This is a genomic window from Allosphingosinicella sp. (assembly GCF_035626655.1).
In the GTDB taxonomy this organism is placed as follows: domain Bacteria; phylum Pseudomonadota; class Alphaproteobacteria; order Sphingomonadales; family Sphingomonadaceae; genus Allosphingosinicella.
The window spans coordinates 110,997-134,423 of record NZ_DASPNF010000002.1; the positions used below are offsets into that span (position 1 = coordinate 110,997).

Consider the following 23,427-nt stretch of genomic DNA (forward strand, 5'->3'; position numbering starts at 1 on the left):
AAAGCGGACATTGCCCGCCCCGGCGACCTCGGCGGGTGTAGATTTCAGAGCGGCCTGGGCTCTGGCTCCGTAACGGATAACGGCCCCCAATAGGAGCTAGAGATAAATGACGCCGACGACACCCATTGCCAGCAAGCCGAAGGTGAGCAGGACAGGCACTATCAGCATCTGGATGAGCGCATCCTTGCCGCTGGTGTGTCCAGTCAGGGTGTCCATGCCCTGGTGCAGGAAGGCGTCGAGAGTCGGCCGGCGGTTTGCATCGGGCTCGATCGCGAAGAAGATGCGCGGCACCGTAAAGAAGACAGCCATGAACACGGCGCAGATGCAGACTGCAAACAAGGCGAGCGCCGATCCCGCAAAGAAGGTGAAGAAGACGCCGAGCAGTGCCGTATACGCAGTGACGATCAAGCCACCGACTCCCTTGGCCACATCTGGCGCGGCTGGGGTAGGCCCGGCAATTGGCTCAACCATGCTGGCCGGAGCCTCGGCCTCACAGGGCTCGCTCAGCACGAGGCCCTCGAACATCGTCGGCCACGCCGCCGCGATCCTGTCCTGATTGATCCGTTCGTGACGCATTTGTCGCTCCCTTGGTTGAGGCCGCCGACCGGCCCAGATCACGCCTGGAAGCTAGGCCAGCGTGGAAGCAGGTGCGATTTGGATATTCCCCCTAAGGGTTCTTACGGAGGCTCAGCGTCCGGGTGCGGCAATCGCCATTCTGACCAATTCGGAGAGGCTTCGCGCCTGCATCTTCGCCATGACATTGGCGCGATAGACCTCGACCGTGCGCGGGCTGATCCCGAGATCGAAGGCGATCACCTTGTTGGCATGGCCTGCGACGAGCCCGTCCAGCACCTCGCGCTCGCGCCCCGAGAGGCTGTCGAGCCGGGCCGCGATCTCGCGCGTGGCATCGTCCGCCTCCGCCGGCGCCTGCGCCAGCGCGGCGCGGATGGCCCCGATCAGGCGCTGATTCTCGAACGGCTTCTCGATGAAGTCGACAACGCCGGCCTTCATCGCTTCGACCGCGAGCGGGACGTCGGCATGGCCCGTGATCACGATCACCGGGGTGCGCACGCCCCGCGCCTTGAGCTTCTGGACGAGCTCGAGCCCGGTCATGTCCGGCATGCGGATGTCGGTGACGATGCAGGCTTGGTCGAGCCCGTCGATGGCGGCGAGGAAGGGGAGGGCGGAGTCCCAGGTGCGCACGGCGAGCCCGGCGGCATCGAGCATGAAGTCGAGCGAGTCGCGCACCGCCTCGTCGTCGTCGATGACATGGATAACCGGTTCATTCGCCATCTTCGGGCTGCTCCCTTTCGGCCATGGGCAGGGTGAAGGAGAAGGTCGCGCCGCCGTCCGGGTTGGAGTCCGCCCGCAGGCGGCCGCCATGCGCCTCGACGATGGTCCGCGAGATGGAGAGGCCGACGCCCATGCCGGTCCGCTTGGTGGTGACGAAGGGCTGGAAGAGCTGATCGGCGATCTCCGGGCTGATCCCCGGGCCGGTGTCGGCGACTTCGATCTCGGCCAGATCGGGCGCCGCGCGGCGGACCGCGATGGTCAGCCGGCGCGTCGCCGACTCCTCCATCGCGTCGATCGCGTTGCGGATCAGGTTGAGCACGACCTGCTGGATCTGCACCCGGTCGGCGAGGACGAGGTCGACCTCGGGGTCCATCGCATAGCGGACGCTGACGCCATGCTCCTTGGCGCCGACGAGAGCGAGCGCGCTCGCCTCCTCGATCAGCTTCGGCAGGCTCTCGACGTGGCGGTCGGCCTCGCCGCGGGCGACGAAATCGCGGAGGCGCCGGATGATCTCGCCGGCGCGCACCGCCTGGTCGGTCGCCTTTTGCAGCGCGCCCTTGAGCTTGTCCTTCGGCACCGGCTCGCGGTCGAGCAGGTCGCCCGAGCCCTGCAGATAATTGGCGATCGCCGAGAGCGGCTGGTTGAGCTCGTGGGCGAGCGCGGAGGCCATTTCGCCGAGCGCGGTCAGCCGGGAGACGTGGACCAGCTCGCTCTGCAGCTCCTGCAGGCGGGTCTCGGTCTCCTGCCGCTCGGTGAGGTCGCGGATGAAGCCCGTGAAGAAGCGGCCCGATTTGCCGCGCATCTCGCCGACGGCAAGCTCCATCGGGAAGGTCGAGCCGTCCTTGCGCTCGCCGACCACGACCCGGCCGATGCCGATGATCCGCCGCTCGCCGGTGCGGTAATAACGCTGCAAATAGCCGGCATGCTGCTCGCGATAGGGCGAGGGCATCAGCATATCGACATTGCGGCCGATCACCTCCTCGGTGCGCCAGCCGAACAATCGCTCCGCCGCCTGGCTGAAGGACTGGATGAGGCCGGCCTCGTCGATCACGATCATCGCGTCGGGGATGGTCTCGAGTATCGAGCGCAGGTGCGCCTCGCGCTCGGCGAGCTCGGCATGAGCGGCGGCGGCTCGGGCGCCGGCCCGCCGGAACCACCAGAAGCCGGCCGCGGCGGCGAGCGCGGCGAGGAAGATGAGCAGGATGAGCAGGCCCGCGTCCATCGCGCCGCCATAGCCTCCGTCCGCCCGCGATGCGACCTCCGGGAGATTACGTAGGGGGAATATCGGAATTCAGCCGCGGGCGGCGCTGGCCTATCTGGCTCCCACAACAGAACGTGGCTTTGAGGAGTAAGAGAAATGACCGCCCCGCTTGTCGACCTGAGCGTCCATCACCAGCCTAAGGGCCTATCCGACCGCGTGGCGTTCGGCTTCACCAAATTGCTGCGCTTCTGCGCCGACACCTTCTTCGCGAAACGCTACGGCCACCGCGCGGTCGTGCTCGAGACGGTCGCCGCCGTGCCCGGCATGGTCGGTGCGACCATCAATCATCTCAAGTGCCTGCGCCGGATGTGCGACGACCGCGGCTGGATCAAGACTCTGATGGACGAGGCCGAGAATGAGCGCATGCACCTGATGACCTTCATCGAGATCTCGAAGCCGACCCTGTTCGAGCGGCTGGTGATCGTCGGCGTGCAATGGGTCTTCTACGTCGCCTTCTTCGCCCTCTACCTCATCTCCCCGAAGACCGCCCACCGCGTGGTCGGCTATTTTGAGGAGGAAGCGGTGATCAGCTACACCCACTATCTCGCCGAGATCGACGAGGGCCGCTCGCCCAACGTGCCCGCGCCGGCCATCGCCAAGCGCTATTGGGGCCTTCCCGAGGAAGCGACCCTGCGCGACGTGGTGCTCGTCGTCCGCGCCGACGAGGCCCATCACCGCGACGTCAATCACGGCTACGCCAACGAGCTCGGCGGCCTGCCGGAGATCGCGGTGGCGCCCTGCCCGCCCCATGCGGCGCTGGAGCCGACCTGGAAGCAGGCGGCCTGAACGGCAAGAGCGGGCGCGGGGGCTCGCAATCCGCCGCGCTCCGCTCCATATCCATCTGATGAGCAACGGGAATGTCATGGCCGAGGACGAGATCACCGAGGATCGGCTGCAGGCGCTGGTCGCGCTCTTCTACAGCCGCGTCCGCGAGGACGAACTGCTCGGCCCGGTGTTCAACGATGCCATTCAGGACTGGCCGGAGCATCTCGACAGGCTCCAGGCCTTCTGGTCCTCGGTGATGCTGACCAGCGGCCGCTACAAGGGCCGCCCCCTCCCCGTCCACATCAAACATGGCGACCGGATCGGCCCCGCCTCCTTCGAGCGCTGGCTGGCGCTCTGGCGCGAGGCCACCGACGAGCTGCTCCCGCCCGGCGCCGCCGCGGCTATGCAAGAGAAAGCAGCGCGGATCGCTGAAAGCCTGACGCTCGGCATCGCTGTTGCAGCCGGACGATTTACACTGCCGGCCTGATCACTCAGGAACCCTCAGGAGTATCAGACGATGAACCGGTGGGCGATGTTCAGCCTAGGAACGCTGGCTGTCGCGGGGAGCGCCGCGGCAATATGCTTCAGAGCATATCGCAACGCCATGGCCGAAGCCGAGGAGGCCTACGCGGGCCTCGCAGGAAAGCCGCCCCCGCCGCCTACAGAGCGGTTCGATCCCGCTATGATCGCGGATCTTCCCAACGTCGCGCAGTGCTATTTCCATCACGCGATCGCACCGGGGACACGCTCTATTCGACCGCGAAGCTCGAAATGGAGGGCACCTTCCTGCTCGGCGACAAAGACCGGTATCAGACTTTTGCCATGTCGGCGCGGCAAGTGCTTCGGGCGCCTGACCAATTTGTGTGGATGCCCCGGATGCGCTCGAGCGCAATGTCAATTACCGGTTCCGATGCCTTGGTCGATGGTGAGGCGTGGACACGATTCTGGGTGCTCGGCGTGGTTCCGGTCGCGCAGGACCACACATCGCCTGATCTTGTCCGCTCGGCGCAATTTCGCGCAGTGGTCGAGGGCGCCCTGTCTCTGCCGACGAGTCTGCTTCCGGCGAACGACGTCGACTGGGAGCAGCTCAATGAGCACCGGGCTCGTGTCACGTTCCGACGCTTCTCTCCGGCGATCATTCTTGAGATGATCCTCGACTCGTCCGGGGCCGTCCGCGAGGTGGTCGGACAGCGCTGGTCCAATGCAAACCGCGACAGGACGTTTCGGCTCCAACCGTTCGGCGGCACGATGGGCGCAGATCGCACGTTCCAAGGCCTCACCATCCCGACCGAGATCGCCGCCGGCAACCACTACGGCACCGCTGACTATCTGCCTTTCTTCCAGGTGAGGCTAATCAATGCGACCTACTCCTGAAGGTGAGGCTAGGGACCCACGCCAACCTTCTCTGCGGGAACAGCCTGCGCTGACGTGAATGTCCTAAGGGTTGCTTGCCGCTCGCCCCAAACAGGCGCGCATCCCGCACAGCCGCCAAGATGAATACGGACTGCCGGCGAGAATTGGACGCATCGTTGAACTCGCTCGGGCGCACGCCTAGCGGAGACGCGTGAAACCTAAGCTGCTCACCACCTTGCGGGATTATACGTGGCGCGGATTTGCGGCCGACTCCCTCGCCGGCGTCACCGTCGCGCTCGTCGCTCTTCCGCTTAGCATCGCGATCGCGATCGCGTCCGGGGCAGATCCGAAGGCCGGCCTCGTAACCGCGATTGTTGCCGGCTTCCTGATCTCGCTGCTGGGCGGCAGCAGGGTGCAGATCGGTGGTCCGACCGGGGCCTTCATCGTGATCGTCTATGACGTAATCCAGCAGCACGGCTTCAATGGCCTGCTGGTTGCGACGATGATGGCAGGCCTGATCCTGGTCATCGGCGGTTTGCTGAGGGCTGGCCGCCTCATCTCGTTGGTGCCGGAGCCGGTGATCGAGGGCTTCACCGTCGGCATCGCCCTGATCATCGCCGTCAGCCAGCTGAAGGATTTGCTCGGCCTCTCGGCGACCACGGTCCCGGCCGACTTGGTCGAGGCGGTGCCCGCACTCTGGGCCGCGCGCGATGCCGTCAATCCGGCCGCGCTTGGGGTCGGTCTGTTCTCGATCGCCGGGATCGCGCTGTTGCGGCGGCTCGCCCCGTGGTTTCCGGGTTCGCTGCTGATCATCGCCGCGGCGTCGACGGCGGTCGCCCTGCTCGTCTTGCCTGTGGACACGATCCAGTCGCGTTTCGGCGCGCTGCCCGCCGGCCTTCCGATTCCCGCTCTGCCGGAGATCAATATCCAGCTTGTCGGCGAGCTGTTGCCCTCAGCGTTCGTCATTGCCTTCCTGGCCGGGGTGGAGTCGCTCCTCTCCGCAATCGTCGCTGACCGTATGATCGGCGCTGCCCATCGCTCCAACGCGGAACTGCTGGCGCAGGGGGCGGCCAACATCGCGTCGCCTTTGTTCGGCGGGCTGCCTGCCACCGGTGCCATCGCCCGAACGGCCACGAACGTGCGCGCCGGCGGACGCACCCCCGTCGCCGGGATCGTCCATGCGCTCGTCATCCTGTTCATTACGCTGGTTGCGAGTCGCCTCGCAGGCTATCTCGCCATGCCGGCGCTCGCCGGGCTCCTGATTGTCACCGCGTGGATCATGAGTGAGCCGGCCCGCTGGCGCGAGCGAATGCGGCTGCAACGGGTCGACCGGGCGCTTCTATTCCTGACGATGATCCTGACCGTCGTCACCGACCTTACGATTGCGATCGCCGTCGGGACGATCGCTGGACTTGCGATGCGGCTGAGGCGCAGGAAAATCCAGCCGGAGGATTGGTCCCCGTCCGACCGGTCAGAGCTCTAGTGAATGTCCGTAATGGGTCGGTTTCCGCCGGGCAGCTATCGACCCGTAGCGGACATTCTCTGGAAAGCTCCGGGCCCCCCAAAGCTGACATTTCGCGCCAGCTTGCTGGCCGCCGTTTGATTGATCAGAATTTCGTGCTCAGATTCGTGAGCGTGTTTCTGCTGATCATGATCGTGTCCGCGCTGCGGAGGCGCGAATCGGCTAGGACTTTCCCAGTAACCGCCGCACCTCGTCCGCGCTCACGCCGACCTCGGCAACCGCGGCCCTCAGCTGTTGCTCGTTCACGCCGAGCGCTTCAGTCCAGTAACGGACCTCATGCTCCTCGTTGATATTGATCCGCGCCCGGTCCTGGGCGCCTCGGTCCTTAAGATCATCAGCCATTGGTGATTCCTCCCTGCGTGCCAACGGCGACGGAGCTACCCGGTTCCCGCACTGCCTATTTGAACGCTGGAAGGCGCTGACTGCTTACTCCCCAGCCGCGCAGCTTCTTCGATGAGCGTCGCATCAGCAGCGCAGCGTCTCTTATCGTAAAATGATCCGCCCGATCGATCTCAGCCAGCTCTCTCCAGATGACCGGGGCGGCCACACCGGCGCCTTCGCGGGCTCGAGCGGAATAAGGCATGATCGCGGTCGCCGTGCGCTGGTTGCGCAGATAATCGAGGAAGATGCGGCCACGCCGCTCCGCCTTGGGAAGCGCCACCGTAAAGCGGTCGGGCGCGGCGTCGGCCAGTGCCGCGCACACCATGTGCGCGAAAGCGCGAACGTCGTCCCAATCGCCTTCCGGGTGAAAAGGTATGACGACATGGATGCCTTTGCCGCCGGTCAGCAGCGGCCAGGAGTCCAGACCGATGGCGTCCAGCGAGGCTCGGAGCTGCATCGCGCCATTCTTCACCGCTTCAAAGCCGACGCCTTCGCCAGGGTCGAGATCCAGCGCGATCCGGTCGGGCCGCTCGATGTCATCCACGCGGCTGCCCCATGCGTGGAACTCGAACGTGTCGGCGCGCGCCGCGGCCAGCACGCCTTCGGCGCTATCCACATAGAAGTAGCGCTCGGTCTTGCCGTTCTTCTGTAACACGGGAACGGCATGGACCGGCTCCACGATCACTCCACCCGAGGGCGGATGGTTCTCGTTACGCTGGAAGTAGCAGCGGCCCTTCAGGCATCGAAACAGGTTCAGGGGCCGATTAGCCAGCCACGGCAGCATCACGTCTGCCATGCTCTCGTAATAGGCGGCCACGTCGCGGTGATGCACATCGGGCTTCGGGAAAGTCGCCTCGCGCGACGAGGCGCGCGGGGCTGGCTTCGCGGATGGCTCGCCGAGCGTGGCGATGGCTTCCACCGTCGCGTGGCGCAACATTTCCTCACCGCGCAGGTGCTTCACGCGCAATCTCATCACCGGCTGGACCCAGCTCCCCTCGCTCAGCTTCTTGTCGACCGGCAGCGGCGCGCGCCGCACCCTCAAGTCCTCGATGCGCTCCCAAAACCGGTCGCGGTCCTCGGACGGCAGCGTCACCATCGCGCCGCCGGCATAGGTCAGGTTTCCGTCGGCCTCCCACGCGAGCAGCGCCACCGGCGCCCGGTCGCCACGCTCGACGCCGACCACCACGAGCTCGCTCACCCCGAAAGTCTTGGTCTTTAGCCACGCCTTGCCGTAGCCGCTGCGATAACGGCTCCCAAGGCGCTTCGACACGATGCCTTCGAGCCCCATCCGATCGGCGGCCGCAAAGAACTCGCCGCCGCCACCTTGGACGCAGCTGCTGAACTGAATCCGAGAGCTTGCGTCGACTTTGGCAAGTAGATCGCCCAAGCGAGATCTACGCTCTTCCACCGGCAGGGCGCGCAGATCGCGGCCGTCTTGGTGCAGCAGATCGAAGGCCATGAATAGCAGTCGCTCCGGCTGACGCTCGATGACCCCTCGAAAAGCCCGGAAGTCTGAGCGCCCGGTTGGGTCCTGCACTATCATCTCGCCGTCGAGGATTGCTGCCTGGACGCGCAGAGCAGCCGCCGCCTCGATGATCGGCTCGTAGCGCTCGGTCCAGTCATGGCCGCGTCGCGTGAAGGCGCGCGTGCCGCCATTCTGCAGGACCAGCTGGGTCCGGTAGCCGTCAAACTTGATCTCGTGTATCCAGCCGTCGCCCTCAGGTGGCTCGTCCACCAATGTCGGCAGCATCGGGGCGATGAATGACAGCACTGATGTGAATCGACTGGAAGCGATGCTCGTTCCCTGCGCCGGGATCGGCAAGCAACGACACGCACGGGTGGGGATGCGCCGGCACTGTACCGATTGGCCGACAACGGACGGTCCGATTTTGGCGGGCTCCGAGCTAATCGCGGACATTCGTGCCATAGCCTGCACGAGACTCAAATCGAAGGTGCATGGGTGCGAACGCCCGATTGTGCCGTCAGGCTCGAGGCCGGCTAGCCATCCAGGACATCCGTTTACGACAATCGGTCATCATCGGCAAAAGGATCGCATCGATCATGGCTCGCTCACGCCGGATCCCCCGGTACCAACTAGCGACACCGTCGGGAAAGGTCCTTGTCCCCCGTGTTGGCAGAAACCGTCACTATCTAGTCCTTTCGGTCCGTTCCCCATCCGGCCATTGATCGTCCATCGCGCATCGTGGCGACATTGCCCCGATGGCGTTTTGGCCTAGTTGGTTCGTGGAGGTTCCCCTTGGTTCCCAGTCTGAAAAATTCCGAGTCAGGCTCTGGCCTGCGGGAAGATCGTATTCCTTTCCGAGTGGCGATCCTGCTGTTCGATGACGTCGAGGTGCTCGACTTTGCCGGACCGTTCGAGGTGTTCGCTGTTGCTCGCTCGGATCATGGAGATCCCGCCTTCGAAGTGATCACCGTTGCCCTCCGCTCCGGTCCGATCATCGCACGCCATGGCCTGACGATCCTGCCCGCCTGTACGCCCGACATGCTCCACGGCATCGACATCCTGGTCGTTCCCGGCGGGCTCGGAACGCGCCGCGAACTGCACAACCCCGCGATGGTCGAATTCATCAGAGCCACCAGCGGTTCGGCTGTGCTTACCCTGTCTGTTTGCACAGGCGCGCTGCTGCTAGGCGCGGCGGGCCTTCTCGAAGATCGGTCGGCTACGACGCATTGGGCCGCAATGAACGATCTGCGCGCGCTGGACTGCGGCGCCGAGATCCACCCCGATGCGCGGCTCATCGACAACGGAGCGCTGATCACCGCAGCCGGAGTCAGTGCCGGCATTGACGCGGCCCTCCATGTCGTCTCGCGCCTTCATGGCGGCGACGCCGCGCACGAGGCGGCCCGCTACATGCAATATCAGTGGCCCAATGCCGAAACGGCCCGAGGAACGTTGGTCCGCCAGGAATCCTAGTCCCCGATCGGGGCGCTGTGCGGCCCGCTCGTCGGGCGGCCGAACCGCTGGCGAAATTCTCCCGGAGTCACGCCAACCCGCTTGTTGAAGGCGCGATGCAGGCCTTCCACGCCGCCGAACCCCGCCCGCTCGGCCACCCGTCCCAGTGTCCAGTCGGACGTTTCCAGCAACGCCTTCGCCCGGTTCACCCGCGCGATTTCGACGAAAACCGCGGGACTGACCCCCGTCTCCTTCTGGAAGACGCGCGAAAAGGTTCGCTCGGACATGGCGGCGCGCGACGCCAATTCGGGCACTGAGAGGTCGCCGCGGGGGTCCGCGTTGATATCGGTGATCAGCTGGCGCAGCCGGGGCGTGGCGGCCGCCTGGACGTTCAGGCCCTCGCTAAACTGGGTCTGGCCGCCAGGGCGGCGCATGAACAGGACCAGGTTCCGGGCCACCGCCAGAGCTAGCCGCGACCCGCAATCGGCCTCGACGAGCGAGAGGCAGAGGTCGATTCCGGCAGTCACGCCCGCAGACGTGTAATAAGGCGGATCAGCCACGAAAATGGCGTCGGGCTCGAGCTGCACTGCCGGGCGGAGATTTCGCATCTCGTCGCAATAGCCCCAGTGCGTCGTGGCGCGGCGCCCGTCCAGAACGCCGGCTGCCGCCAGTACCAGCGCCCCTGAGCATACGCTGCCGACCCGGCGCGTGGTTTCGGCCCGCAGTTCGAGCCACCCCAGCAGATGATCGTCGCTCGCCCGCCGCAGCGCGTCCCTGCTACCGCCCGCGACGAGGATGGTGTCGAGCGCTGCCGGGAGGTCTTCGAGCGCGAGGGACCCGCCGAGAAGCAGCCCCGAATTGCAGGTGATCGTCCCGCCCTCTGGTGAAGCCAGGATGACGTTGTAGGCCGACGTCTCGGAAAACCGGTTCGCCATCGCGAAGACCTCCAGCGGCCCCACGATGTCGAGCGATTGCGCGCCGGCATAGCCGATCAGGACGACGTTGCGCTGTTGCGAGCCCGGCTCAGTCATTGGCGTAATATGCAATACATCTGACATTTATGCCAGAGCTGATCGCGCGTAGAAAAATGAGGTCCGAATGACCGGACTTGGAAAGGAATGATCAGATGCAAAAGCAGCAGAACAAGAAGTGCGTGTGCAACCCCTGCACCTGCGGCCCAAACTGCGCCTGCAACGGCACCTGCGCCTGCAATCCCGCCCCCCGTCGCTGAGTACGCTTCCCGCCCTCATCCGGAGCCGGCTCCCATTCCGGCTCCGGCCCCTCTCCAGAAAGGACCATGCAATGCGAATGCTCTACATCATGGGTAGCTCGCTCGCCCTGACGCTCGGTCTTCGCATCGTCGATCCCCCCGTTGCGTCGGCCATATCCCCGCCGGCCACCGTGCAGTCGACCGAAACGCTGGTGATCGCGGTCCCCGGCGCAACGAGCCACCGCGCCAGGGTCGCGACGGCCCGGAAATCGTGGAGACCATGATGCCCGTCCTGCCCCTCCTTGCGGGACTGACGCTGGCGCCCGGCGTGGCTGCCTTCGCCCTGCTGGTTGGCTTTGATCGCGACCGCAGCTTCTATCCCTTGCAGCTGATCGTGTTCGCCTTGCTCTATATGCTCTTCGCAGCCATTGCGGGCGGCGGCGCGCTCTTCCTGGCGGAGACGCCCGGCATGCTGCTCTTCGGAGCGGCGGCGGTGATCGGCTTCCGGACCAGCCTATGGATAGTCGTCGCCGGGCTGTTCGGCCACGGCCTGTTCGACGCCGTGCATGGCGCGCTCATCTCGAACCCCGGGGTTCCCGCCTGGTGGCCCGCCTTCTGCGCCGGCTACGACGTCCTTGCGGCCGCCTGCCTCGCCCTGAAGATATGGCGCTCTCAATCGGGATCGACACTGTAGCCTAAGGCGCAAGCCGATCGACCGGCAGAAGGACCTCTATTGGCCGAAAGCGGAAAGGCAGTTCTCGAGCGAAGAGTTCCGGTAGCGGACATCTCCAATTTGGCTTGGCACCTTGCTGATTTGAACGCATGAACCAAGAGTCGCTCGGCAGACCCTTCGGTTATTGGCGGGGGAAGGGCAGATGGTGTGTGAAAAAGATCCTTGGGATGAGATCGATGCTATTGTTACCCTCGTACATGGCACTTGGGCGCGAGGACCAAGCTGGGTCGCACGCCTCCATCCCGACAAGCATGCCACTTGGTGCCGAGAGGATTCACGCTTCGTGCGAGACTTGGAGGAGAGTTTCCGCCACGCGGGGCTGAATGTAGCCCATTCCCGCTTCAACTGGAGTGGCGCGAACTCGATCGAGGAGCGATATTGGGCCGCGGAGAGGCTATGCAGCCACATCGTGGCGATCAAAGGCTACCAGAGGCCCCACCTCATCGTTGGGCACAGCCATGGCGGTAATGTCGCGCTTGAAGCCTTGGAACTATATTACAGACGCGGACACCGAAGCCCTCCGGCCTTGGCCACCATGGCGACACCCTTTCTGTTTATGGACAAAGTGCCCCACCGCCGCGACTTGTGGCTCGCCGGCCCAGTCGAATTCATGTGCCTCGCCGGCTTCGCCTATTCGTTATTGGCAGCGCTTCTGCCGGCATCGGCCGGCACCCAGCCCTATTTCACGATCGCGGTCGCGGCCCTTAGCGTCGCCGTCGCGAGTGCTTGCACTATATCCCTGGGCCTTCCGCCTAAGAATACCTGGAAGTGGAGTGCCTGCTCGAAAGTTTGGGACCCCGAAACCAGGCTGCTAGTGCTTCGAGGAACTGAGGATGAGGCAGGCTTCGCGCTGACTCTAAGCCTGCTCGCGATCCGGCTGATCGACCTCATTGGAATTGTCTACACGCTGGCCAGAGCGCTCATCGATTTCGTGGCAATCCTTTGCTTGCTGGCCATCCCGCTGATGCTGGCTAGCGCATTCCTCATCGACACTCTGATCGGCGGAAACAGGGCAATTTCGGGCTGGATCGTCTCCGGGCTTATCCCGCTCCTACCTGTAGCGGGGACGATTGCTTTCTACATTGGACTGATGGTCGCGATCAGGCTCATCATACCAGCGCTGGCCAAGGCATCATTCGGTTGGGAGTTGGTCAAGGGTTCTGGCGCCCTTTCAGTATCGGCCAATTCTGTTCCCGACGGAGCGGCAAAGCTAACTGTCAAGACACTGAGCCGAGCCCAACATCGCTCGTTGCTATCCCTCCATAGCATCCATGACCACAACGAGGCCGCGCCGGCCATCGCCATGTGGGCGTCGGAGATCTGGTATCCATCTCCCTAAATACCTAGGCGGCAAATAGATGACCTGCGGCAGCCCTTGGCCGAAAGCGGTCGGACCGCTCTCGAGACAAATTCGCGAGTTTGAGCCGAAGGATTTGCGAATCGCGAATCAGTTACCATCGCGCGACCCGGGAAAAGTCCAAGGCGTTCATTGCCGCTCTGGACGCCATCAATGACGGGTTTGGCCGGGAGACGGCGAAGGCCGGCGGACTCATCCAGCCCCGGGATGGAGCATTAAGCGGCGGACTGTCTCGCCATGCTACACCGACGGGCTCAGCGATTTGTCGGAGTTGAGAACTTGATTGGGATCGAGCGGGGTTCCACTTCTGTTCCGAATGGAGGCGAGCTAAGGTTGCCGGATGATAACGGCTAGTCAGATTGCAGATTGGGCCGCCACTGCTACGGCTCAGCGAACGCTGCCTAAATTGGTACGTCGCTTAGTGAACCTCACGGCGACGACAACTCAACTTGCAATGCCCAGCGGCGAGTCAACGGCGGCGCCCGGCTGGGATGGAGAAGTGCATAGCCCTGCCGGAAACGCTTGGGTTCCGGCGGGACACTCTTGTTGGGAAGTCAGCTGCGAGGCCGACGTTGCTGCCAAAGCAAATCGCGATTTCAACAAGCGCACTGAGGGGTATCCACAGGAATATCGATCAACCCGTTCATTCATTTTTGTGACGCCTAGACGCTGGCGAGGCAAAGCAGCCTGGGCGGAGCAAGAACGCGCGAAAGGGCTTTGGGCAGACGTCCGGGCGTATGACGCGGACGATCTTGAGCAGTGGCTGGAAAATTCGCCCGCACTGGCGTTGGCGTTCGCCGAGGAACTTGGACTGTCAGGCCCCGGGGTCGAAAGCCTGAAAGCCTTTTTGCAAAAATGGCTGGCGCAATCCCGTCCTGCACTAAGCGTCGAGGCCTTGCTGACTGGGAGAAGCGCTCAGTCAGACGTGCTGCTCGGCAAGATCGACAAGCTCTCACCGGAAGTGCCTCCGACGCCGATCAGTTTGAAGGCAGACAGTGTTGAGGAGGCGACCGCGTTCGCAGCAGCGGCGATCGGTCAGCGGGAGGAATTGGCGGACGCAGCCGTGGTCATCACGACCCGCGACGGATGGCGCTTTGTCGAGAAGAACGATGAGATCGAAATCGCGATTGCTGCCTCCCCGAAGTTGGCAGAAAGCCCGACTGTGAGAAACGGACTCGCTGTCGTGGTTCCATTCGCCTCTGGCGATATGGCGAGGCAATTCGAGGGTTTGGCCGCGCGCCTCGACGAAGACGAACTTCACCTTGAGCGGCCGGATCACCACGAGTTTGAGGAGGCGCTTAAACAGATCGGTGTCGAAGAGAATGATGCGCACCGATTGTCGGTTCAATGCGGGCGGTCTTGGTCCGTTTTTCGACGGCAGCATGCAATTAATCCCGCGATCCGGCGGCCGGAGTGGCTGGATCACGAGGCGTCTTCCGCGCTTTCGGCTGTGTGTTTGCTGGGTGCATGGTCAAGCGCCAAAGACGCCGACAAAGAGGTCGTCGAGAGAGTAAGCGGCCTGCCATACGAGCAGCTTGAGACAAAGCTGCTGGAATTGGAGAGATTAGACGATTCCCCTGTCCTTCATATCGGGGAGGTGTGGAAAGCGAAGTCAGCTCTCGAACTGCTGGCGCTCTTCGGGGACCGCATAACAGACGAGCAGATCGACCGGTTCTTTGGCGTGTGCGAGGCATTGTTGGGCGCGCCTGATCCTCAGCTCGAATTGCCGGAAGAGGAACGTTATGCCGCCGCGATTCACGGGAAAGTCAGACCCGTCAGCGGCCTCCTTCTCAATGCAATCTGCGACACCCTGATTAAGCTCGCCGTGAGAGGGCCGGAGATACCGTCTCTCGCCGCGAAGAACATAGAGCTGAGGGTGGACAGGGTCGTTCGCAGCCTGCTGAGAGACGCCGATGAAACTCGGTGGCTCTCCCTCTCAAGCCATCTTCCTGCCCTTGCCGAAGCGAGTCCCGAAGAGTTCTTGTCTGCCGTCGAAAGAAGCCTCGACAGCCAGAACTCTCCGGTCCGACGGATGCTAACCGAAAGTCGGACGACGCATATGGGGCGATGTTGGCATGCGGGATTGCTGTGGGCCTTAGAGACTTTGGCCTGGGCGCCGCAGAGGCTCAGCCGTGTTTCAATTATCTTGGCGAGGCTCACCGAGACCAAAATAGAAGGCAATTGGGGAAACAACCCCATGAGCTCGCTGGTAGACCTATATCGATCTTGGTTACCTCAAACCTCTGCCTCCATCCGTCAGCGGATCGCAGCGCTCGATGTCCTGATAAAAAGAGTACCCGAGGCAGCGTATCAATTGCTCAATGCGCTTGTGAATGTCGGACATGATACAGCGAGCCCGACATCACGGCCCAAATGGCGAGACGATGATGCGGGCTCCGGCCGTGGCGTCACGCACGGCGAGCGACATGAAATGGTTATGGCTGCGCTCGATCGCCAAATTGCGATGGCGTCTGGAGACGCGTCGCGCGTCGCGAATTTGCTCAACAAGCTAAGTCACTTTGACGCCGAACTGGCGGATCGAGTGCTCGCCTTGCTGCCTGCATTCGAAACGGGGGAGGACGCGGATAAGGAAACCCTGCGGGACGCCCTGCGGGGAAAGATTCACTGGCACAGAAATTATGATGAGCGTGACATTGCAGTCGTCGACGCTTTTCTGAAGCCGCTTGAGGACGCCTACGCGAGATTGACGCCTGACGACCTTATCGTTCGACATGCCTGGCTCGTAACCGATGGTTGGCCGCGTCCTCCCGTGCGCACGCGAGAGGAGGACTTTAAGGGAAAGCAGGATCTCGTCACGACGCTGAGAAACGAGGCGGTAGCCGAGATATTTGCCGAGCGCGGCTGGGAAGGTCTGCAAATACTCGCCGAGTGCACGAAAGCAGGATGGAACATTGGCCTGGCCATCTCTCAGCAGGGGCTATCCTTGGCTGAGCTGGCAACGTGGATCGTTGAGGCATCAGGCAGCCTGGAATCCGGGGATCAGTTGACCAGTCTGACGGGCGGCATTTTGTGCGGGCTCCCCAATGAACAGCGAGAGGAAGTTCTCGACCGAGTTTTAGAGAAAGCGGATCAAAGCGGACTTTCCTTTGAATGGAAGGTGCGACTGGTTGTTCTTTGTCCGGATGGGCCCGCCATCTGGAAAAGAGTGGCGACTTGGGGCGAGGAAGCGGAATCACTCTATTGGCAATCCTGTCACGCACGCTTTTGGCTGGAGGATGACCCGGACAATCACCGGTTCGCCATTCTCAAGCTAATAGAGGTGAGACGCGGAGCTACGGCATTCGACACGCTGCACGGCAAGTTCTCTCAGTTTGAGCCGGATTTCATCCTTCAAATGCTTGAAGCGATCACTGCGAGTGCGCCGGGCGATCTTCCGCGGATGGAGGGATATTGGATTCAACAAGCGTTCGCTCATCTAGAAAAAGCGGAGGGGATCGACCGGGCTCGCCTAGCTCGATTGGAATTCTCGCTTTTCCCGGTCTTCAGCTACGACGGTGAGGACCAAGCCGTGTCGCTTTATCGGGAGTTGATGTCGACGCCGGCAACATTCATCGAGCTGCTTTCACTCATCTATCGGCGGCAAAACTGCGAACCGAGGGAAGCCGATGAGGCAACAAAGGGCGCGGCGGCAACGGCTTGGCGCGTTCTTCGCGCCTGCAAGCGTCAGCCAGGCGCTGCCGATGATGGTTCGATCGACCCGCAAGAGTTTTCATCGTTCATCGAGGAAACTCGGAGGCTGGCGGAGAGTGTGGATCGGACCGTCGTGTGCGACATCACGCTTGGCGAGATACTGGCGCACTCCCCTGATGGAGCAGACGGCGTCTGGCCTTTTGAATCCGCTCGAGATGTCTTGGAAGGTACACCGGGGGATGACATGCTTAGCGGATTCCAAACAGGCTCGTTCAACAAACGCGGAGCATATTCGAAGGGCGTCTTCGACGGTGGAGTTCAAGAACGTGAACTGGCTGCCTACTATCGCCGGCACGCTGTCGCTCTGGAGGTTTCTCATCCTCGGGTTGCCGCTACGTTGCACAGTTTGGCAAAGTCATATGATCGGCACGGATTGTTAGAAGATTTAGATGTCCGGCTCCGTCGCGAGGGGCACTGACATTACAGTTTATCAAGGCGCTTATGGTCGCCCTTTGATGCGCTTCGACGTCACAGACCGCTGCGCGGGCCCGCGAGGATTTTGACACGGTGGAAAGTTGTGCTCAAAGCTGATGCAGCACAGCGTGGTTAGCGAGGTTTCCAACCTTTAAGATAACGGGTGGAGGCCCGACCTTCGGAATGGGCGGCGGCTCCTCTCCCGAATGCAAAAGCAGGTCCACAGCCTCGACGGTGAAGGCGCCGCGCGTAGGCACAGCGATACGGTACTCGTCTTGCCAAGCGAAGCTTTCGGGCTTTGTCAGCGCCAACCGCTCCGGAAGCGCCCAGTCACCCCCTGGCGGCCTGTCTTTAGCTCGGTAGTCCACGTTGCTGCTTACGATCTGCTCGTAATCGAATTGCGCTGTGGCGTTGGCCCGCTGACGAAGGCGCGCAGTGAGGACTTCAGGGTCCACCTCAACGCAAAACCCACCAAAGCGCTCAGTAAGGTTTGGGGAAATTTGGTTGCTGCCGCAGAGCACAAATATGTTGTGTCGAGGTAGGGCGATGAAGCTACCGTCGAATATTTGGGTTCTTCCGTCCGAGAAGGTGAGGGGCAAACCTCCCTCCATTGCATAGGTTAGCACCCCGTCCTGGCCGTCCCCCCGACCACCTTCCTCCGCCTCTAGAGCGCGGAAATGCGACAGCGAGCGGAGGAGCAGCCGACCGGCCATGAAGGCATTGGCATGCGCTTTTTCGGAGAAGAATTTGAAGACCGACACGGCTCCCCGGAGATAACCGATGCCTCAAATAGCATATCTCGAAGGCTACAGCGCGGGCTAAACGTCCGCTTTCGGGTAATCTGATTATTGTCCGGGATGCCCTTTCTGGGCGCGAAGCGGACGAATTGGGCCACTTGATTGAAAGCACGCGTAGCGGGAGACGTGTAAACGTCGAGCTCAAATCGGGCGCCGGCGCATAGCGAGGTTTCCGCCATCTCCGGAGTGTAAATTTGGTGTAACTACGCACGGAAATTTCGAGAATTTCTCGGAATGTACCGGCAGGCCTAACCATCTGGAAGTCATTGATCTGTCAACAAATAGGGGCTTCCAGGAAGCCACCGGAACCCTTGCCTAGGGGACTGTAAATCTGCCGGAGTTGCTCCTACGCTGGTTCGAATCCAGCCCTGTCCACCACGGCCCGGCGCCAGCCTTCAGTATTAATACGGGAGCGGGCGATACCGCATTGGCATCGTCCTGCGCGCAGATAAGGTGCGGCCGGATTGTCGGCGGAGGTTCGGCAACGGGGGCGCATGCGCAGGCACCTGCAATCTGGATCTGAGCACAAGGCGGCCGGCCGGTGAGCTCGTCGGCGCTCATCCTGGCCGGGCTGGCCGGCGCCCTCGTCGTGCTGCTCGCCGGCGCCTTCCTGCGCGGGCGTTTCCGCGCCAAATCCGCTCTGGTCGCCGAGAGCGACCGCCGCTTCCAGGCGACCTTCGAGCAGGCGGCGGTCGGGATGGCGCATCTCGATCGCGACGGCCGCTGGACCCGGATCAACGCGCGCTTCTGCGGCCTGATCGGTTATTCGCGCGAAGAGCTGATGGCGATGACGATCGACGACATCATCCATCCGCTCGACCGGGAAGGGGACCGGGCCTTGCGCCGGGACCTGCTCGCCGGCGAGGTCGAGATGACCGCGGCCGAGAAGCGCTATGTGCGCAAGGACGGGCGGGTGATCTGGGTCCACGTCACCCGCTCCGCCGTCCGCGACGCCGCGGGCCGGCCGGACTTCTTCATCTCCGTGGTCGAGGAGATCACGCCCCGCAAGGAGGCCGAGGCGCGGCTGGTCAGCGGCGAGGCGCAGTACCGGGCGATCTTCGACAGCGCCGTCGAGGCGATCGCGGTGATCGACGCCGACGGCATCGTCCAGTCGGTCAACCGCTCGGTCGAGCGGGTGTTCGGCTACGGGGCCGAGGAGCTGGTCGGCAGGAACATCAAATTGCTCATGCCCGAGGCGATCGCGCGCGACCATGACGCCTATCTGGCCCGCTACCGGCGCACCGGCGAGAAGGCGATCATCGGCATCGGCCGGGAGGTGATCGGCCAGCGCCGGGACGGCAGCCATTTCCCGCTCGATCTCTCGGTCGCGGAATGGGAGCGGGACGGCGAACGCTTCTTCACCGGCGTGATGCGCGACGTCAGCGCCCGCCAGCAGGCGGAGGCCGCGCTCCGGGCGAGCGAGGACAATCTGCGCGGGCTGCAGAACGAATTCGCCCATCTCGCCCGGGTCAACGATCTCGGCGAGATGGCGGCGGCGATCGCCCATGAGATCAACCAGCCGCTGACCGCGATCGTGAACTTCCTCAATACCGGCCTCTACATGACCGCCGACGGCACCACCGACGCCCGGGCGCTGGAGCCGCTCATGCAGCAGGCCTCCGACCAGGCGCTCAGGGCCGGCGAGATCGTCCGCCGGCTGCGCGAGTTCATCGGCCAGGGCGGCGGCGAGAGGCGGCCGGAAGCCGCCGGGCGGCTGATCGATTCGGCGATGGCACTCGCTTTGCTCGACGCGCGCTCGAACGGCGTCACGGTGGAGCGGGCCGCGGTCCCGGAGGAGCTGCTGGTCGCGGTGGACGCGATCCAGATCCAGCAGGTGCTCGCCAACCTGATGCGCAACGCGGTCGACGCGATGCTGGGCGCGCCGCGCGAGGGTGAAGTGCCGACGCTCCGCATCTCCGCGGCGCCGGCGTCCGGCGACAGGGTGGCCTTCGCCGTGGCCGACAACGGCCCGGGCATCCCGGACGAGATCGCCGACCGCCTGTTCGATCCGTTCGTCACGACCAAGGCGAATGGCATGGGCATGGGCCTTTCCCTCTGCCGGCGTCTCGTCGAGGCGCATGACGGAAGTATCGCGGTCGAAAGCGTTCCGGGCCGCGGCGCGTCATTTACCTTTTACTTGCCGCTATACAGGCCGGTCCTGCACTAGGAACCCTTTTGTCGTGACGAGCATTCCTGCGCCAATGTACTGACGAAGACATGGCGGGGCAGGTCCATGCCGGGTGATTTCCTGATTGCGCTCGTCGACGATGACGATGCCGTGCGGACCTCGACGGCAGGCCTGCTGCGCCACGCCGGCCACCGCGTCCAGTCCTATACCGGCGGCGCCGAATTCCTCGCCTCCGACCTGCCCGAGGATCTGGACTGCATCCTGCTCGACATGCGCATGCCCGGCATGGACGGCCTGTCGGTGATGCGCGCCCTGAGGGAGCGCGGCGACGACAGGCCGGTCCTGGTCCTGACCGGCCATGGCGACGTGCCGATGGCGGTCGAGGCGATGCGGCTCGGCGCCCTCGACTTCCTCGAGAAACCCTATCCGCCGAAGGAGCTGGTCGAGGCGATCGAGCGGGCCTGCACGCTGCGGACGGCTGCGGCCGAGGGCGGCCCGGCGGTGAACCGGCACGCGGTCCAGAAGGTCGCGGCGCTGAGCGAGCGCGAGCGGCTCGTCCTGCTCGGCATGTTGAAGGGGCAACCCAACAAGATCATCGCCTGGGAGGCGGGCCTCAGCGTGCGCACGGTGGAGACCTATCGCGCGCAGATGCTGGCCAAGCTCGGCGTGCGCGGGACGGCGCAGGCGGTGAAGCTGGCGATCGCCGCCGGCCTCGGCGAAGGCTGAGGGGGCGTCGCATGGCCTTGCGAAGGATTTCGGTGATCGCCGCGGCGCTGCTCGGCCTGGGCGCCGGCCCGCTGGCCGCGCTGCCCTCGCCCGAGCGTGCCCTGCTCGCGGAGATGAAGGCGGCCTGCGGCGGCGAGGCCTGGGACCGGCTCCAGGGCTGGCACGAGCGCGGCCGGGCCGAGCTGCCGGGCGGGCAGGTCATGCACTATGAGGCCTGGCACGACATCCGGACGCTGCGGTCGGTCTATGCGCAGCGCCGGGGGGACGTCTTCGCCACCATTTCCGGCTATGACGGCGAGGTCATCTGGAATGCGGGCGCGGGCGGACGGGTGGAGCGGATCAGCGATCCGGCCGCCCTCCGGCGGCGCCTCCGCGATCTCTATGTCAGCGGCTTCGCCTTCTTCTTCCCCGACCGTTTCCCGGCGACCTTCGCCCTGCTCGGGACGCGGCGCCATGAGGGCACGGACTATGACGTGCTGCGGATCACCCCGGCCAATGCGGACAGCGTCGAGCTGTGGGTGAACCGGCAGACGCACCGGATCGGCCGGATCGTCGCGCCGGGCGAGACCGCGGAGCTGGGCAATTATCGCGAGTTTGACGGCCTCTGCACGGCGACGACCGGCCGGCAGGGCGACGGCGATCCGGCGCACACGATCGTGCTGCATGTCGAGAGCGTGGAAACCGGCCCGCTGCCCAACGAATTGTTCTTCGCGCCGGCGCCCGCCTCGCCGCCTTCTAGCCCGCAGCCCTGAACCCCCGTTCGAGATCGGCGATCAGGTCGCCGACCTCCTCGAGCCCGACGGAGAGGCGCAGCAGGTCCGGGTGGATGCCCGCCTCGGCCTGCGCTTCGGGCGGCATGCCGCGATGGGTCATCGTCGCGGGCACGCAGATCAGGGTCGCGAAGCCGCCGAGCGAGGAGGCGAGGGTGACCAGGCCAAGCCCCTTCAGGAAGGCCGCGGTGTCCCCGCTGGCGCGGAAGGCGATCATGAAGCCGGGGCCGGCCTGCTGGCGCTCGGCCAGCGCCCGGTCCGGGTGGCTGTCGAGGCCGGGATAATGGACCTCGCGCACGCCGGGCTGCGCGGCCAGCCAAGTGGCGATGGCCTGCGCACTCGCCTCCTGCCGGTCGACGCGCAGGGGGAGGGTGCGGAGGCCGCGGAGGATCTGGCTGGCATCCTGGGCCGAGCCGTTCAGGCCGCCGGCATTGGCCCACCAGTGCAATTGCTCGACGAGCGCCGCATCCCTGGCGAGGAGAGCGCCGCCGAACAGATCGGCATGGCCGTTCAGCGTCTTGGTGGTGCTGTGCAGGACGAGGTCGCAGCCCAAAGCGAGCGGCTGCTGGCGGAGCGGCGTCGGCAAGGTGTTGTCCGCGATCACCAGCGCGCCCGCCGCCTTCGCCTCGGCGGCCCGCTGCGCGATGTCGACGAGGCGGAGCAGGGGATTGCTCGGCGTCTCCAGCCAGACCATGGCCGGCCGTCGCGCCATCGCTGCGGCGAAGGCCCGGTCGTCCTTCTGGTCCACGAACAGCGCCTCGAGCTTGCCCTGCGCGGCGAGGCCGGTGAGCAGGCGGTAGGTGCCGCCATAGCAATCGTGCGGCGCCACCACGAGCGCGTCGGCGGGGAGGAGCAGGGTTGCCAGCAGGGCCGCCGCCTGGCCGCTATTGACGACCGCGCCGCCCGCCGCGCCCTCCAGCTCGGCCAAAGCCGCGGCGAGCAGGTCGCGATTGGGGTTCACGGTGCGCGAATAATCGTATTCGGGCCTGGTCTCGGGATCGTCCCATTGGAAGGTGTCGGAGACTTGCACGGGCGGGACGATCGCACGCCGGTGCGGATCGGCGGCGACGCCGGCCGAAGCGAGGATGGTCGAGGGGCTGCGCTTTCCGGTCATTGCAGGAAGGGCCGGATCAGGGCGGACAGCGCGGTGGCCTCCTTCAGGAACATGTCGTGGCCGTAGAGCGAGGGCAGCAGAGCAAGCCGTGCGGGGCCAGCGAGGGCGCGCTGCAGCGCCCTGAGCTGGCCGGGCGGGACGAGCTGGTCGCTCTCGGCGCCGACCAGGAGCACGGGCTGCGGGATCGAGGCGGGGTCGACGCGGTGCCGGTCGATCGAGGCGGAGAGGGAGAGGAAGCGCTCGGGGCTCATCACCCGGCGGAAGGCGTCGCCGCGTGCGCGCAGGTAGGAGCCCGGCTCGGAGCAGCAGAGCACCTCCTCCTGCCCGATCCCGCCGGCGAAGCGTTCGGCGAACTCGTCGGGCGTGCGGTAGGTGAGCATGGCAAGGCCGCGCGCGATCGACAGCGCCTCGTCGGCGGCGCCATGTTCGAGGCCGAGCGCGACCACGCGGCGCTGCAGCTCGCGGATGGCGGTCGCGGCCGGATGCGGCGCGGCGGCGGCGGAGACGGCGACGAGCCGCTCGACCCGGTCCGGGAAATGCTGGCCGAAGGCGAGCGCGATCATCCCGCCATAGGAGGCGCCGACGAAGGCGAAGGCGCGCGCCGCGCCGATCGCGTCGAGCACCGCGGCGATGGCGGCCGCCTGGTCGGCGGTGGTGGGGGCGCGGCGGCCCTGCCGGTCGGCGATGAAGTCGACGCCGAGAACGCGACAGCGGGTTGGGTCGACGACCATGTCCTCGCCGGCCACGCCCGGCCACCAGTCGCAGGGAAAGCGGTGTGCCGAGATGCCGCCGAGCACGACGATGAGCGGCGCCCCTTCGGGCCCGGCAAGGCTGGCGCCGATTCTGGTCCCGAACCGGGCGAGCGCCGGCGGCAAGGCCACCTCGAAGGGCAGGGCCGCGCAGGATGCGTGCCCGAGCGTCTGTACGGGAATCGGCGACAGCTCCATCGTCACTCCTTTTCCGCCGGGGTGAGATGCT

At 64.7% G+C, this 23,427-nt stretch carries 21 protein-coding genes and 1 tRNA gene; 13 read left to right on the top strand and 9 right to left on the bottom strand.

Translation table 11 applies throughout. The features are described from left to right. Nucleotides 1-96 precede the first annotated feature (96 nt). The 3 genes from VEC11_RS01305 to VEC11_RS01315 all read right to left on the bottom strand — a co-directional run bounded on the left by VEC11_RS01305 (nt 97) and on the right by VEC11_RS01315 (nt 2,515). Nucleotides 97-576, bottom strand: coding sequence for a hypothetical protein (locus VEC11_RS01305; protein ID WP_464128450.1), 480 nt, complete (start codon nt 574-576; stop codon nt 97-99). 111 nt (nt 577-687) lie between these two features. Next, nucleotides 688-1,293, bottom strand: a complete 606-nt coding sequence (gene fixJ / locus VEC11_RS01310; RefSeq protein ID WP_464128452.1) for a response regulator FixJ — start codon at nt 1,291-1,293, stop codon at nt 688-690. Further along, the gene (locus tag VEC11_RS01315) at nt 1,283-2,515 is read right to left on the bottom strand and encodes a sensor histidine kinase (protein WP_464128453.1); all 1,233 of its coding nucleotides are present in this window, start codon (nt 2,513-2,515) and stop codon (nt 1,283-1,285) included. Before VEC11_RS01315 ends, fixJ begins: the two co-directional genes overlap by 11 nt. Before the next feature lie 135 nt (nt 2,516-2,650). On the opposite strand from VEC11_RS01315, the gene VEC11_RS01320 reads away from it, so the two are divergent. The 4 genes from VEC11_RS01320 (at nt 2,651) to VEC11_RS01335 (ending at nt 6,155) form a co-directional block, all read left to right on the top strand. Continuing rightward, nucleotides 2,651-3,340, top strand: coding sequence for an alternative oxidase (locus VEC11_RS01320; RefSeq protein ID WP_464128455.1), 690 nt, complete (start codon nt 2,651-2,653; stop codon nt 3,338-3,340). 58 nt (nt 3,341-3,398) lie between these two features. Further along, a complete protein-coding gene (locus VEC11_RS01325) occupies nt 3,399-3,806 on the top strand; it encodes a group III truncated hemoglobin (protein ID WP_464128456.1) in 408 nt (135 codons plus the stop codon). 92 nt (nt 3,807-3,898) lie between these two features. Then, nucleotides 3,899-4,693, top strand: a complete 795-nt coding sequence (locus tag VEC11_RS01330) for a DUF6544 family protein (protein WP_464128458.1) — start codon at nt 3,899-3,901, stop codon at nt 4,691-4,693. Between the two features lie 190 nt (nt 4,694-4,883). Then, nucleotides 4,884-6,155: a SulP family inorganic anion transporter gene (locus tag VEC11_RS01335; RefSeq protein WP_464128460.1), complete on the top strand. Its 1,272-nt coding sequence runs from the start codon at nt 4,884-4,886 to the stop codon at nt 6,153-6,155. A gap of 201 nt (nt 6,156-6,356) precedes the next feature. On the opposite strand, the gene VEC11_RS01340 is transcribed toward VEC11_RS01335, so the two are convergent. Next, nucleotides 6,357-6,536: a DUF3606 domain-containing protein gene (locus VEC11_RS01340; RefSeq protein WP_464128462.1), complete on the bottom strand. Its 180-nt coding sequence runs from the start codon at nt 6,534-6,536 to the stop codon at nt 6,357-6,359. A 55-nt stretch (nt 6,537-6,591) separates the two neighbouring features. Beyond that, nucleotides 6,592-8,346, bottom strand: a complete 1,755-nt coding sequence (ligD, locus tag VEC11_RS01345; protein WP_464128463.1) for a non-homologous end-joining DNA ligase — start codon at nt 8,344-8,346, stop codon at nt 6,592-6,594. Nucleotides 8,347-8,898: 552 nt separating this feature from the next. On the opposite strand from ligD, the gene VEC11_RS01350 reads away from it, so the two are divergent. Further along, the gene (locus VEC11_RS01350; protein ID WP_464128465.1) at nt 8,899-9,510 is read left to right on the top strand and encodes a DJ-1/PfpI family protein; all 612 of its coding nucleotides are present in this window, start codon (nt 8,899-8,901) and stop codon (nt 9,508-9,510) included. On the opposite strand, the gene VEC11_RS01355 is transcribed toward VEC11_RS01350, so the two are convergent. Continuing rightward, nucleotides 9,507-10,520, bottom strand: a complete 1,014-nt coding sequence (locus VEC11_RS01355; protein ID WP_464128466.1) for a GlxA family transcriptional regulator — start codon at nt 10,518-10,520, stop codon at nt 9,507-9,509. The genes VEC11_RS01350 and VEC11_RS01355 overlap by 4 nt on opposite strands. Before the next feature lie 271 nt (nt 10,521-10,791). Here VEC11_RS01355 and VEC11_RS01360 point away from each other — a divergent pair, with 271 nt between their 5' ends. The 4 genes from VEC11_RS01360 (at nt 10,792) to VEC11_RS01375 (ending at nt 16,918) form a co-directional block, all read left to right on the top strand. After that, the gene (locus tag VEC11_RS01360; RefSeq protein ID WP_464128468.1) at nt 10,792-10,983 is read left to right on the top strand and encodes a hypothetical protein; all 192 of its coding nucleotides are present in this window, start codon (nt 10,792-10,794) and stop codon (nt 10,981-10,983) included. Then, nucleotides 10,983-11,393 (top strand): hypothetical protein, encoded by a 411-nt coding sequence (locus VEC11_RS01365; protein ID WP_464128469.1) that lies wholly within the window; start codon nt 10,983-10,985, stop codon nt 11,391-11,393. Before VEC11_RS01360 ends, VEC11_RS01365 begins: the two co-directional genes overlap by 1 nt. A 448-nt stretch (nt 11,394-11,841) precedes the next feature. Continuing rightward, complete coding sequence (locus VEC11_RS01370; RefSeq protein WP_464128471.1) at nt 11,842-12,771, top strand: hypothetical protein; 930 nt, start codon at nt 11,842-11,844, stop codon at nt 12,769-12,771. Between the two features lie 439 nt (nt 12,772-13,210). After that, nucleotides 13,211-16,918 (top strand): hypothetical protein, encoded by a 3,708-nt coding sequence (locus VEC11_RS01375; protein WP_464128472.1) that lies wholly within the window; start codon nt 13,211-13,213, stop codon nt 16,916-16,918. A gap of 103 nt (nt 16,919-17,021) precedes the next feature. On the opposite strand, the gene VEC11_RS01380 is transcribed toward VEC11_RS01375, so the two are convergent. Further along, nucleotides 17,022-17,675 (bottom strand): hypothetical protein, encoded by a 654-nt coding sequence (locus VEC11_RS01380; RefSeq protein WP_464128474.1) that lies wholly within the window; start codon nt 17,673-17,675, stop codon nt 17,022-17,024. Nucleotides 17,676-18,015: 340 nt separating this feature from the next. On the opposite strand from VEC11_RS01380, the gene VEC11_RS01385 reads away from it, so the two are divergent. The 4 genes from VEC11_RS01385 to VEC11_RS01400 all read left to right on the top strand — a co-directional run bounded on the left by VEC11_RS01385 (nt 18,016) and on the right by VEC11_RS01400 (nt 21,317). Continuing rightward, nucleotides 18,016-18,089, top strand: a tRNA-Tyr gene (locus VEC11_RS01385). A 163-nt stretch (nt 18,090-18,252) separates the two neighbouring features. After that, nucleotides 18,253-19,878, top strand: a complete 1,626-nt coding sequence (locus tag VEC11_RS01390) for a two-component system sensor histidine kinase NtrB (RefSeq protein ID WP_464128475.1) — start codon at nt 18,253-18,255, stop codon at nt 19,876-19,878. 66 nt (nt 19,879-19,944) lie between these two features. Then, complete coding sequence (locus tag VEC11_RS01395) at nt 19,945-20,565, top strand: response regulator transcription factor (protein WP_464128477.1); 621 nt, start codon at nt 19,945-19,947, stop codon at nt 20,563-20,565. An 11-nt stretch (nt 20,566-20,576) separates the two neighbouring features. Then, on the top strand, nt 20,577-21,317 hold the full coding sequence (locus tag VEC11_RS01400) for a hypothetical protein (RefSeq protein ID WP_464128478.1): 741 nt from the start codon (nt 20,577-20,579) through the stop codon (nt 21,315-21,317). Here VEC11_RS01400 and VEC11_RS01405 read toward each other — a convergent pair. Next, a complete protein-coding gene (locus tag VEC11_RS01405; RefSeq protein ID WP_464128480.1) occupies nt 21,301-22,449 on the bottom strand; it encodes a PLP-dependent transferase in 1,149 nt (382 codons plus the stop codon). The genes VEC11_RS01400 and VEC11_RS01405 overlap by 17 nt on opposite strands. Continuing rightward, on the bottom strand, nt 22,446-23,396 hold the full coding sequence (gene metX, locus VEC11_RS01410; RefSeq protein ID WP_464128482.1) for a homoserine O-succinyltransferase MetX: 951 nt from the start codon (nt 23,394-23,396) through the stop codon (nt 22,446-22,448). Before metX ends, VEC11_RS01405 begins: the two co-directional genes overlap by 4 nt. Nucleotides 23,397-23,427 lie beyond the last annotated feature (31 nt).